This window comes from Streptomyces angustmyceticus (genome assembly GCF_040701845.1).
Classification (GTDB): Bacteria; Actinomycetota; Actinomycetes; order Streptomycetales; family Streptomycetaceae; genus Streptomyces; species Streptomyces angustmyceticus_A.
In genome coordinates this window covers 492,297-504,954 of the sequence record NZ_JBFBHQ010000005.1, presented here as the reverse complement: position 1 = coordinate 504,954, position 12,658 = coordinate 492,297, and the positions used below count along the sequence as shown (strand labels likewise).

General features: G+C 72.1%; 8 protein-coding genes. 3 read left to right on the top strand and 5 right to left on the bottom strand.

All coding sequences use genetic code 11. The features are described 5' to 3' along the window. Window position 1: 1 nt before the first annotated feature. The 4 genes from hemW to lepA form a co-directional block, all read right to left on the bottom strand. A complete protein-coding gene (gene hemW / locus AB0411_RS15345) occupies window positions 2-1,234 on the bottom strand; it encodes a radical SAM family heme chaperone HemW (RefSeq protein ID WP_366417752.1) in 1,233 nt (410 codons plus the stop codon). Window positions 1,235-1,302: 68 nt separating this feature from the next. Further along, window positions 1,303-3,423 (bottom strand): ATP-binding SpoIIE family protein phosphatase, encoded by a 2,121-nt coding sequence (locus AB0411_RS15340; protein WP_366417751.1) that lies wholly within the window; start codon window positions 3,421-3,423, stop codon window positions 1,303-1,305. Between the two features lie 312 nt (window positions 3,424-3,735). Next, on the bottom strand, window positions 3,736-5,625 hold the full coding sequence (locus AB0411_RS15335) for an AMP-dependent synthetase/ligase (protein ID WP_366417750.1): 1,890 nt from the start codon (window positions 5,623-5,625) through the stop codon (window positions 3,736-3,738). Window positions 5,626-5,931: 306 nt separating this feature from the next. Next, window positions 5,932-7,806: a translation elongation factor 4 gene (gene lepA, locus AB0411_RS15330; RefSeq protein ID WP_366417749.1), complete on the bottom strand. Its 1,875-nt coding sequence runs from the start codon at window positions 7,804-7,806 to the stop codon at window positions 5,932-5,934. Window positions 7,807-8,281: 475 nt separating this feature from the next. On the opposite strand from lepA, the gene rpsT reads away from it, so the two are divergent. Then, window positions 8,282-8,548, top strand: coding sequence for a 30S ribosomal protein S20 (gene rpsT / locus AB0411_RS15325; protein WP_152104422.1), 267 nt, complete (start codon window positions 8,282-8,284; stop codon window positions 8,546-8,548). A gap of 878 nt (window positions 8,549-9,426) precedes the next feature. Beyond that, a complete protein-coding gene (locus AB0411_RS15320) occupies window positions 9,427-10,329 on the top strand; it encodes a hypothetical protein (protein ID WP_366417748.1) in 903 nt (300 codons plus the stop codon). An 886-nt stretch (window positions 10,330-11,215) separates the two neighbouring features. Here the strand turns inward: AB0411_RS15320 and holA are convergent. Beyond that, window positions 11,216-12,199, bottom strand: a complete 984-nt coding sequence (holA, locus tag AB0411_RS15315; protein ID WP_366417747.1) for a DNA polymerase III subunit delta — start codon at window positions 12,197-12,199, stop codon at window positions 11,216-11,218. Window positions 12,200-12,384: 185 nt separating this feature from the next. Between holA and AB0411_RS15310 the strand changes: the two genes are divergently transcribed. Beyond that, window positions 12,385-12,651, top strand: a complete 267-nt coding sequence (locus tag AB0411_RS15310; RefSeq protein ID WP_366417746.1) for a hypothetical protein — start codon at window positions 12,385-12,387, stop codon at window positions 12,649-12,651. Window positions 12,652-12,658 lie beyond the last annotated feature (7 nt).

Here is a 12,658-nt window from a genome sequence, read left to right as displayed (position 1 = left end):
CTCAGTCCACCAGATCCCGCACCACCGCGTCCGCCAGCAGCCGTCCCCGCAGGGTCAGGACGGCCCGCCCCGCCTCGTACGGGCCGGGCTCCAGCAGGCCGTCCAACAGCGCGCGGGAGGCCGCCCGTGCTCCCGCCGGGGCGAGGATCTCCAGCGGGCAGCCGTCCGCGAGGCGCAGCTCCAGGAGGATGCGTTCGACCCGGCGGTCCTCGTCCGCGAGGAGCTCGCGGCCGGCACCCGGGGAGCGGCCTTCGGTGAGGGCCTGGGCGTAGGCGCCGGGGTGTTTGACGTTCCACCAGCGGACGCCGCCGACATGGCTGTGGGCGCCGGGGCCCGCGCCCCACCAGTCGGCGCCGGTCCAGTACAGCTCGTTGTGGCGGCAGCGGGCGGCGTCGGTGGTGGCCCAGTTCGAGACCTCGTACCAGGTGAAACCGGCCGCGGCGAGGCGTTCGTCGGCGATGAGGTAGCGGTCGGCGTGCACGTCGTCGTCGGTCATCGGGACCTCGCCACGACGGATCCGGCGGGCCAGCTGGGTGCCCTCCTCGACGATCAGGGCGTAGGCGGAGACGTGGTCGGGGCCGGCCCCGATCGCGGCGTCCAGGGAGGCGCGCCAGTCGTCGTCGGTCTCCCCCGGGGTGCCGTAGATCAGATCGAGGTTGACGTGGTCGAAGCCGGCCGCGCGGGCCTCGGCCACACAGGCCTCGGGGCGGCCGGGGGTGTGCGTACGGTCGAGGATCTTCAGGACGTGCTGCCGGGTGCTCTGCATGCCGAAGGAGACGCGGTTGAAGCCCCCCGCGAGCAGCCCGTCGAGGTAGCGGGGGTCGACGGACTCCGGGTTGGCCTCGGTGGTGATCTCCGCGCCCGGTGCCAGGCCGAATTCCTCGCGGATCGCGGCCAGCATCCGGCCGAGGTCCGCGGCGGGCAGCAGGGTCGGGGTGCCGCCGCCGACGAAGACCGTCTCGACGGGGCGCGGGTCGTCGCCCAGCACCTTGCGGGCCAGGCGGATCTCGTCCACGACGGTGTCGGCGTAGTTGTCGCGGGAGGCCAGGGCGCCGCCGGAGCCGCGCAGCTCGTTCGCGGTGTAGGTGTTGAAGTCGCAGTAGCCGCAGCGGGTCGCGCAGTACGGCACATGCAGGTAGAAGCCGAGGGGCCGGCCGGCGGCACCCGCCGTCGCGGGACCGGGCAGCGCCCCGTCCTCGGGCATCGGCTCACCATCGGGCAGTGCGGAAGGCATGGGATCCATTGTCCGTCATGGCGGGGCGCTGCCGGTCCGGGCGAGGTGTGCCCTGCGGCACCCCGGGCCTACGGCATCCCCGGCCCGGCCGCCTGGAGGACCAGCAGGGCCAGGTCGTCGTCGGGCGGGGTCGGCCCGAAGGCGTGGACGGTGTTGCGGATGTGGTCGGCGAGGTCGGTGGCGCCCAGGCCGACGCCGGCGGCGAGGGTGGTGGCCAGACCGTCCTCGTCGTCGAAGAGCCGCCGCCCCGAGCGCCGCTCGGTCACTCCGTCGGTGACGCACAGAAGCGTTTCCCCGGGGCGGAGGTCGAACGATTCGCTGACGTACGCCGCGTCCTCGACCACCCCCAGCAGCATCTGCGGTGCCGCGACGATCCGGACCGTGCCGTCCGCGCCCAGCACCAGCGGCAGCGGATGGCCGGCGCTGGCGAGGGTGCAGCGGGCGCCGCCGGAGCCGCCGGGGTAGGGGACGATCTCGCCGTAGAGCAGGGACAGGAAGCGGGCCTGTTCGCCCTCCTCGCGGATCTCGACCGGCGCCTCCGCCCCCGCGCCGGCCGCCGCGACCGCCGCCGCGACCGCCGCGACCGAGTCCGCGGCCTCCCGCGCCATGGTCTTGTTGAGCCGGTCGAGCACCGCGGCCACCCCGAAGCCGTCCCGGGCCAGCAGCCGCAGCACCGGGCGGGCCAGCCCGGTCACCGCGGCCGCCTCGGGCCCGCTGCCGCAGACGTCGCCGAGGGCGAAGCACCAGCGCCCGTCCCCGGCGTCGAAGAGGTCCCAGAAGTCGCCGCCCGCCCAGGCGCCCTCGCGCGGTTCGTAGACCACCGCCGACTCGACGCCGGGCACCTGTGCCCGTCCCCGCGGCAGCAGCCGGCGCTGCAGGACCTGGCTGATGCGCTCCTGGCGGCTGTAGGCGCGGGCGGTGGCGACGGCGCGGGCGACCCGGCGGCCCAGGTCCTCGATCAGCCCGACCACCTCGTCGGGGAAGCGCACCAGCCCGCCCCGGCCGAGCAGCAGGGTGCCGAGGCGGCGGCCGCCGGCGACCAGGGGGCAGGCGAGGGCGGCGCCGCCCGGCCCGTAGCCGCCCGGTTCGTACGGCCAGGGCCAGGGGACCGCGCCGGGCGCGCCGCTGGGCGGGCCGTCGGCGGGCACGTCCGGCGGCTGCTTCTCCAGCGCCGTGCGCAGCGCGTCGATGCGGTTCTCCGAGGTGTGCCAGACCCGGGCGAGCCGCTGTTCCTCGCCGTCCGGCGCGATGCCCCGGCCGGGTGCGCCGCTGTCGCCGTCGTAGAGCCACACCGCGCACCATTCGGCGAGCCGCGGCACGATCAACTGGGCGGCGAGCGCGGCGACCTGGTCGGCGTCGAGCTGGCCGGAGAGCAGGTCGGAGGCTTCGGCGAGGAAGGAGAGGGCGCCGTTGCCGACCCGGTCGGCCTCGTGGTCCGGCGGGGCGGACCGGCGCGGGGCCGGGGCGAGGAGCTCGGCGGCGCGCAGTCCGCGCTGCAGCAGCCGGCCGTCGAAGGCGAGCTCCGTATCGGGCCCGGCGCCGTCCCGGGCGCCCAGGGGCAGCCGGAACCAGACGGTCTTCATGGCCCGGCGGTAGGTGACGCCCCAGGATTCGGCGACGGCGCTGATCAGCTGGAGCCCGTGGCCGCCGTCCTCGGCGGCGCCGTCGTCGTGGGCGCGGACCGGCTGGGCGGGGTGGTGGTCGGAGACCTCGATGAGGAGGCCGGGGCCGGGTGCGCCGTCGGGGCCCGGGCCGGGGGCGTGCGCGTACGGCGCCGGGTAGGGCTCCCCGCTCCGGCTCGCGTAGGGCCCGCCGCCCCGGCCGCCGCGGGACTCCGCGCCCGGCTCCCGCTCCGGCTCCAGCCGGCAGCGCAGCTCGACGGTGGTGCCCGCATGCACCACCGCGTTCGTCACCAACTCGCTGACCAGCAGCACCGCTTCGTCCCCGAGTCGGCCCGAGAGGGCGTCCGCGCCGGGCAGCTCCTGGCCGGCCCAGTCGGCGAACGCGGCCCGGACGAAGCGGCGGGCGGCGGCAGCGGCCTGCGGATCACCGGGCAGGCTGACCCGGCGGGACCGGGCCGCGGCCCCCTCGGCAGGTGCGGCCGCGGGCCCGCCACAGGACCCGGCCGGCCTCGCCCTGCGCATCGCCGTGACGTCGTCGTCCCGTGGAGACGAAGTGGTCGTCCGCATTGAGCAACTCCCGAGCAGCTCCGCTACAGCGCCGGATGCGCCGACGACCAGAGTGACAGAACGAGCGCAGCCATAAGCACTGAGTCACAGAAGTGGGTGGTCACAGCCGTCAATTCGGCTGACGCACCGCGGGAGTTGGCCGACGCGCGCCAAGCGCCGCCGGGGGGCCGCCCGGACCGCCTCAGGAGGCGGCCGCGCTTCCCTCGCCGGGCGGCCGCCGTCCACCCGTACGGGCACGGCGGCAGGGGCGCTCCTGAGAGCGCGCGGCGGCAGCGAGTGCGCCGCCCCGTCCCGTGCCGCCGGGCCCTGCGGCTACGCCTCGCGCGTCCCCGCGTACATCTCGTCGAGCAGGTCCTTGAACGTCCGCTCCACCACCGGCCGCTTGACCTTGAGGCTGGGGGTCACCTCGCCGTGCTCGATGTCCAGGTCACGCGGCAGCAGCCGGAACTTGCGGATCTGCTGCCAGCGCTGCAGCCCCTCGTTGACCCGCTCGACATAGCCGTCGATCAGCTCGCGGACCTGCGCGGTCGCGACGACCTCGGCGTACGGCTTGCCCTCCAGGCCGTGCTCCGCGGCCCAGGTCAGGATCGTCGGCTCGTCGAGGGCGATCAGCGCGGTGCAGAAGTTCCGGTTGGCGCCGTGCACCAGCACATTGGAGACGAACGGACAGACCGCCTTGAACTGACCCTCGACCTCGGCGGGCGCGATGTACTTGCCGCCCGAGGTCTTGATCAGGTCCTTCTTGCGGTCGGTGATCCGCAGATAGCCGTCCGGGGAGAGCTCCCCGATGTCACCGGTGTGGAACCAGCCGTCCGCCTCCAGGACCTCGGCGGTCTTGTCCGGCAGGCCGTGGTAGCCCTGCATGATGCCGGGGCCGCGCAGCAGGATCTCGCCGTCCTCGGCGATCCGCACCTCGGTGCCGGGCAGCGGCTTGCCGACCGTTCCGGTGCGGTAGGCCTCGCCGGGGTTGACGAAGCTGGCGGCGCTGGACTCCGTCAGGCCGTAGCCCTCCAGGATGTGGATGCCGGCGCCGGAGAAGAAGTATCCGATCTCCGGGGAGAGCGCGGCCGAGCCGGAGACCGCGGCGCGCAGCCGGCCGCCGAAGGCGTCCCGCAGCTTGGCGTAGACGAGGGCGTCGGCGATCTTGTGCTTGGCGCCGAGCGCGAACGGCACCGAGGCGGTGCCGGTGCGGCGGAAGTTGTCCTGCGAGACCTTGGCGTACTCGCGGGCCACCTCGGCCGCCCACTGGAAGATCTTGTACTTGGCGCCGCCGCCCTGCCGGGCCTTGGCCGCGACACCGTTGTAGACCTTCTCGAAGATCCGCGGCACGGCCGCCATGTACGTGGGCCGGACCACCGGCAGATTCTCGATGATCTTGTCGACCCGGCCGTCGACCGCGATCACATGGCCGGCCGAGATCTGGCCCGCGGTGAGCACCTTGCCGAAGACGTGCGCCAGCGGCAGCCAGAGGTACTGCACGTCCTCCTCGGTGACCATGCCGGTCGCCGGGATCGCCCGCGCCATGTACGCCCAGCAGTCGTGCGGCAGCTGCACGCCCTTGGGACGGCCGGTGGTCCCGGAGGTGTAGATCAGCGTGGCCAGCTGGTCGGCGCGCAGCGCGGCGACCCGCTCCTTGACGCAGTCCGGGTGGTCCTGCAGATAGGCGGTGCCGCGCTTCTCCAGCTCGGCAAGGGTGAGCACCCAGCCCTCCGGGTCGCCCTCGGCGGGCTCCGCGCCGGCCTCGTCGATGACGACGACATGCGCCAGATCGGGCAGCTCGGCGCGCCGCTCCCGCGCCTTGGCGAGCTGCCCGGCGTCCTCCGCGATCAGCACCCGGCTGCCGGAGTCGGCCAGGATGTAGGCGGTCTCCTCGGCGTTGGTGCTGGGGTAGACCGTGGTGGTGGCCGCGCCCGAGCAGAGCACGCCGAGGTCGGCGAGGATCCACTCGACGCGGGTGTTGGCGGCCAGCGCCACCCGCTCCTCGGGCAGTATGCCGAGCGCCATGAGCCCGGCGGCCACGGCGTAGACCCGCTCGGCGGCCTGGGCCCAGCTGATCGCCTTCCAGTCGTCCGCGCCCTGCCCGGAGGCCGGGGGGACCGGATAGCGATAGGCCTCGATGTCGGGCGTGGCCTCGACCCGTTCCAGGAACAGGTGCGCCACGGAAGGCGGCCGGTTTTCGATCAGCGTGTGGGTGTCCGTCACGGCGTCCTCCGGGGCCCGCTTCGATGCTGGTGACTCGCGAGTAACCTTTGAGCAGTGATCAGACTAGAGCGCGATCCGCCCGCACGTAAGGGGCTACGACCTACTGGTTAAGGATGTGACCAGTGCGATAGGTGTAGGTAGCACGCGCAATGTCCGATAGGGGGCTGCGGCAAGCGTCCGCAGCGGGCTGCCGGGGACCGGGAACCGGACCGGACGGCAGCCGTGATCCGGCGGAAAGCCGACAGGGCGCCGGCCCCCTCACCGGGGACCCGCGCCCTGCCTCCCGCCGTCTTCCGCTTGCTCTTCTTACTTCTTCGACTTCGCTTCGCCGTCGGAGTCCGAGGACAGCACCGCGATGAAGGCCTCCTGCGGGACCTCCACGCTGCCGACCATCTTCATCCGCTTCTTTCCTTCCTTCTGCTTCTCCAGCAGCTTCCGCTTACGGGAGATGTCACCGCCGTAGCACTTGGCGAGGACGTCCTTGCGGATGGCGCGGACCGTCTCACGGGCGATGACCCGGCTGCCGATGGCGGCCTGGATCGGCACCTCGAAGCTCTGTCGCGGGATCAGCTCGCGCAGCTTGGCGACCAGCCGGACGCCGTACGCGTACGCCTTGTCCTTGTGGCAGATCGCGGAGAACGCGTCGACCTTGTCGCCGTGCAGCAGGATGTCGACCTTCACCAGGTCGGCGATCTGCTCGCCGGTGGGCTCGTAGTCCAGCGAGGCATAGCCCCGGGTCTTGGACTTGAGCTGGTCGAAGAAGTCGAAGACGACCTCGGCGAGCGGGAGGGTGTAGCGGATCTCGACGCGGTCCTCGGAGAGGTAGTCCATGCCGAGGAGGTTGCCGCGGCGGTTCTGGCACAGCTCCATGATCGCGCCGATGAACTCGCTGGGCGCCAGGATCGTGGCCCGGACGACCGGCTCGTGCACCTTGTCGATCTTGCCGGTCGGGAACTCGCTCGGGTTGGTGACCTCGTGCTCGGTCCCGTCCTCCATGTCGACGCGGTAGACCACGTTCGGCGCGGTGGCGATCAGGTCGAGGCCGAACTCGCGCTCCAGGCGTTCGCGGATGACCTCCAGGTGCAGCAGTCCGAGGAAGCCGACGCGGAAACCGAAGCCCAGGGCCGCGGAGGTCTCCGGCTCGTAGACGAGCGCGGCATCGTTGAGCTGCAGCTTGTCCAGGGCGTCGCGCAGCTCGGGGTAGTCCGAGCCGTCCAGCGGGTACAGCCCCGAGAACACCATCGGCTTGGGGTCCTTGTAGCCGCCCAGCGGCTCCTCGGCACCCTTGTTCAGCTGGGTGATCGTGTCACCCACCTTGGACTGCCGGACGTCCTTCACGCCGGTGATCAGGTAGCCCACCTCGCCGACGGACAGCCCGTCGGCCGCCTTCATCTCCGGCGAGTTGGTGCCGATCTCCAGCAGCTCGTGCGCGGCGCCGGTCGACATCATCCGGATGCGCTCGCGCTTGCTGAGCGTGCCGTCGACGACCTTCACGTAGGTCACGACGCCGCGGTAGGCGTCGTAGACCGAGTCGAAGATCATCGCGCGGGCGGGGGCGTCCTTGACGCCGACGGGGGCCGGCACCTCGCGGACGACCTTGTCCAGCAGCTCGGCCACGCCGACGCCGGTCTTGGCGGAGACCCGCAGCACGTCCTGGGGCTCGCAGCCGACCAGGTTGGCCAGCTCGGCGGCGAACTTCTCGGGCTGGGCGGCCGGCAGGTCGATCTTGTTGAGGACGGGGATGATCGTGAGGTCGTGCTCCATCGCCAGATACAGGTTGGCGAGGGTCTGGGCCTCGATGCCCTGAGCGGCGTCGACGAGGAGGATGCAGCCCTCGCACGCGGCGAGCGAGCGCGAGACCTCGTAGGTGAAGTCGACGTGGCCCGGGGTGTCGATCATGTTCAGGATGTGGGTCGTGCCACTTCCCTCTTCACCCTCGGTGGGCTCCCAGGGCAGTCGGACCGCCTGGGACTTGATCGTGATGCCGCGCTCGCGCTCGATGTCCATGCGGTCGAGGTACTGCGCGCGCATCTGCCGCTGGTCGACGACACCGGTGATCTGGAGCATCCGGTCGGCGAGCGTCGACTTGCCGTGGTCGATGTGCGCGATGATGCAGAAGTTACGGAGGAGGGCCGGATCGGTACGGCTCGGCTCCGGCACGTTCGTAGGGGTCGCGGGCACGCAGGGTCCATTCAGTGAACGCGGGTAGGCGGGACTCGGGTATGTGACGTCACCCCCATCGTCCCATGAGCGAGGGGCTCGGTCCGGTTTGGGCGGGGTGAGGCGGGGGCCGGGGGCTTCTCCGGGGCTTCTCCAGGGGCTTCACGGGGATGGGAGCGGGGTGTGGACGGCTCCGCAGCCAGGGCTGCGGCCTGCCCTGGGCTTGCGGCCGGCTCTGGGGCTTGCGGCCGGCTCTGGGGCGTGCGGCCGGCTCTGGGGTTCGCGGCCTGCTTCTGGGACCTGCGGCCCGCTCTGGGCTGGGGCCGGGGCCGTCGCTGGCGGGGGCGGGCGGACGGTCGGCGAGGGGCGCCGGGTGGCGCGGGCGGTCCGGTTTGGGAGGGCGTAGACCCTGCTGGTAGCCTGGTCCACTGCGCTTCGTGCCCTCTCTAGTGCGCGGCGCAACTCGAAACTCCAACGAACCTGAAAAGGCTCTTTCGTGGCGAACATCAAGTCCCAGATGAAGCGGATCAAGACCAACGAGAAGGCTCGTCAGCGCAACAAGGCTGTCAAGTCCACTCTGAAGACCGCGATCCGTCGCACCCGCGAGGCCGTGGAGGCCGGTGACCTGCAGAAGGCCACCACCGCCCAGGCCGAGGCTGCCAAGAAGCTCGACAAGGCCGTCAGCAAGGGTGTCATCCACAAGAACGCCGCCGCCAACAAGAAGTCGGCGCTGGCCAAGAAGGTCGCGGCCCTCAAGGCCTGACCTTCCCCCCGGAGAAGGTCATCGGCCTTCCAGGCCTGACCCTCCTCCACCGCAACACCTGCAACACGTCTGTCGGCAGGGACCCAGCGGCCCCTCTCTCCGCTCCCTGACCCGATGCACCACCGCGCCGCACACGGCCTGCGTTCGCCACGCGGGTGCGGCGCACCCGGCCCACTCGGCGTACACCGCCGACCGGGCCGCAACAGCTTGATACGAAGGCCCCGCCTCCCCCTTCCCCAGGGGGAGGCGGGGCCTTCGTTCTTCCCCAGGGGGAGGCGGGGCCTTCGTTCGTGGGTGGTGGGGCGCGGGGTTCTTGTCGGTGGGGGTGGGCGGGGCGCGGGGCTCGGGCGCAGGTCGCGGGTTCGATGTGGGGATACGCCGGGGGCGCCGGGCGGTTTTGCGGTGCGGGGTCCCCGTGTGGGTTCTCTGTGGGGGTTCTCCGTGCGGGTTCCCCGTGCGGTGCGGGTTCTCTGTGGGGGTTCCCGTGTGGGTTCGTTGCGGTGAATTACTGCGAGGTTTTCCGCTGCCTTGTATTGCCGTGTTGGGTGGCGGTGGGTCTTTCGTGGGGCTTTTGGGACGGGACTTTTGACAGAGGCCTCTGTGGCGAAGTTCTTTGTTCTTTGTCGAGTTCCGTTGGGAAATGCGCGTGGAGTTGCGCAGAGAGACCCGTTGCGGCGGCGTATGCGTAGCCGGGAGGGCGGTGGCCGACCGGGAGTGGCCATGAGCCGGAGGCCGCGTGAGCCTTCTGCCGTGGTACGCAAGCTACGTGAGCCGACGGATGGGGCCAGGCGGGAGGCGCCCTACGACCTGCCTCCCGGGGGGAAATTCGATACCCCAGAGCCGGGTTCGCTTTCCGCGGGTTCCGCTACGCTGCCGCCATGTCGCATTCGGGGGACCAAAACAATCCGTACTCCCAGCCGCAGCCCAATCCCTACGGCCAGGTGCCCGCACCGCAGAATCCGGTGCCTCCACAGCAGAATCCCTACGCACAACAGACCATTCCGCAGGGGCAGGCCGGCGGATACGGCTATCCGGCACCCGGCGTACCCGCCCCTCCCCCGGGGCCACCCGCCGGGGCACCCGTAACGGCACCCGGTGGTGGCGCGGGCCGCGGCGTGTCCGGCTGGCTGTGGGCCCTCGGCGGGGTGGTCGCCGCGTCCGCGATCTGGGGCTCGGTGCTGTTCGCCACCGGAGGCTTCTCCTCGGAGCCCAGCCCCGACCTCGCGGGGTACGCCTACACCGGCGATCTGTGCGCGGACACCTCGTTGACCCCCTTCGAAAACGCCCACTTCAGGACCAAGGCGAACACCGGAACCACCTCGAAGGACGCCAACCCGCAGCACAGCGGCGCCCAGCTCACCTCCCTGGACACGATGACGTGCAACGTCTCGTTCGAGCAGGACGGCACGAGCAGCTCCGGCTACTCCTCGACCTGGCTCTACAACACCGCCACGCTGCACCGGAAGGCCGACCCGACGCCCGAGTTCGCCGACACCTACCGCTCGTACGAGAAGCAGGACACCTCCGTCGGCTACCGCGTCGAGGCCGTGCCGGGCATCGGCGACGAGGCCTATCTGGTGACCCGTAAGGACGAGGGCAGCACGAGCAACAGCTCGTATGTGATCCTCGGCGTCCGCGACGGCTGGATGACCTACCAGTCGACGTGGTCGAGCTACACATCGAGCAGCAGCGGCAGCAAGCAGCCCACGGCCACCGAGGTGGCGACGATGCTGAAGTCCAGCGCCACGGAGACACTCAAGCGCCTGCAGAACTCACGGTAGCGGTGAGGCTGGTGGGCCCCGTGAGGCCGGACGACTCGGGAGACGGGAGGCCGCGGGAGACAGGACGGCTCGGGAGACCGGACGGCCGCGGGAGACCAGACGGCTGCGGGAGACCGGACAGCTCGGGAGACCAGACGGCCGCGGGAGACCGGACAGCTCGGGAGACCAGACGGCCGCGGGAGACCAGACGGCTCGGGAGACCGGAGGAGGCCGTTCGGTCCGGTGAGGCCGGTGGGCCCGGTGAAGGCGGTCGGCCGCGGAAGACCGGACGGTCGGGTGGGGCGTGTGAAGCCGACCGTCCAGTGGGGCCAACCGGTTCGCCTGGGCCGGTCGGTCGGTCGGTGCAGCCGGTCGCTGCCGTGAGCCCGAGCGCTCCGCTGGGGCAACCGGTTAGCTGGGGCCTCGGACCGCAGTGGCGGGGGGGTGCGCAATGCCCTCGCTGAGGCTGGTCTTCGCACCATAAAGCGCCGCCCGGCCGTTGATGCCGTGCCGTTGATGCCAGTGGTCGTGGGCCGACGCGGCCGTTGACCGCTGCGGCGGCCGGCCGTCAATCCGGCTGTGGCGACGGACGGATGGCCGACACGACAGCCGGCCAACGCCCCCATCGACCCGGCCGTCGTCACAGCCGGTCGTCGCCACAGCCGCCCGTCGCCACAGTCGGTCGTCGCCACCGCCGGACGTCGCATCGATGGACGTCGCATCGATGGATCGCGCTGAGATCCCGTACGTGGACCGCGCGGTGAACCCGCCGGCCAACGGCTGACGGCTGACGGCTGACGGCTGACGGCTGACGCCAGGGCCCGTTGGTCACGCCAAGGCCCCCGAGGACCGTGCCCGATAGAGGCCGGACTGCCCACACTGCGCCCGCCCCCGCCGCGCTACCGCGTCACCGCGAGCGGGCTGCCCGGGCAATCGCCACGACGGCCTTCTCCAGGGCGTACTCCGGATCGTCACCGCCGCCCTTCACGCCCGCGTCGGCCGCTGCCACCGCGCGCAGCGCCGTGGCCACGCCGTCCGCCGACCAGCCGCGCATCTGCTGCCGTACCCGGTCGATCTTCCAGGGCGGCATGCCCAAATCGCGGGCGAGGTCGCCGGGGCGTGCGCCGCGCGGGGCGGAGGCCAGTTTGCCGATGGCGCGGACACCCTGGGCGAGTGCGCTGGTGATCATGACGGGGGCGACGCCGGTGGCGATCGCCCAGCGGAGGGCCTCCAGTGCCTCGGCGGCCCGGCCCTCGACGGCACGGTCCGCGACGGTGAAGCTGGACGCCTCGGCCCGGCCCGTGTAGTAGCGCGCGACGACGGCCTCGTCGATGGTGCCTTCGACGTCGGCGGCAAGCTGCGAGCAGGCCGAGGCCAGCTCACGCAGATCGCTGCCGATCGCATCGACCAGCGACTGGCAGGCCTCGGGCGTCGCCGAGCGCCCCACCGCGCGGAACTCGCCCCGTACGAAGGCCAGCCGGTCGGCCGGCTTGGTCATCTTGGGGCAGGCCACTTCCCGGGCCCCGGCCTTGCGGGCTGCGTCCAGCAGGCCCTTCCCCTTGGCGCCGCCGGCGTGCAGCAGCACCAGCGTGATCTCCTCGGCGGGCGAGCCGAGATACGCCTTGACGTCCTTGATGGTGTCCGCGGAGAGATCTTGCGCGGCGCGCACCACGACGACCTTGCGCTCGGCGAAGAGCGAGGGACTGGTCAGCTCGGCCAAGGTGCCGGGCTGGAGCTGTTCGGGAGTGAGGTCGCGCACATCGGTGTCCGCATCCGCCGCCCGGGCGGCCGCCACCACCTGCTGCACCGTGCGGTCCAGCAGCAGGTCTTCCTGGCCCACCGCGATCGTGACGGGGGCGAGCGGGTCGTCTTGAGCTGTCTTCCTGGCCATCGCGTCCAGCATCCCACGCCCCACTGACAGCCCCGCCCGGCCCGGACCAACCCGACCCAGCCCGGGCCAACCCGGACCGGACCAGGGTTCCCTCGCCGGACCGGAGCGTTTGCGGCACTCGGGCCCCTGCCGCACCGGGCCCCCTGCCGGTTCGCAGCGCCCTGCCCCTATCGGACAATGGCGGGGTGAATGACGCTGCCCCACACCCACCGCACGTACGACATGTACTGGTACTGCCCGACCGCGACACCGCGGAGGAGGTGGCCGAGGCCCTGACCGAACGCTTCGGGGTCGCCGAGGAGCCCCAGCTCGTACGGGACGCCCTGGCCGGTGAGGATGACGCCGAGGACGCCCAGTGGCTGGTGGTGGTCGAGGACCCGGACGCCGCCCACGACCCGGCGCAACTGGACGACCTCGCGGCCGAGTACGAGGGCTGGCGCGAGGCCGAGTAACGCCGGG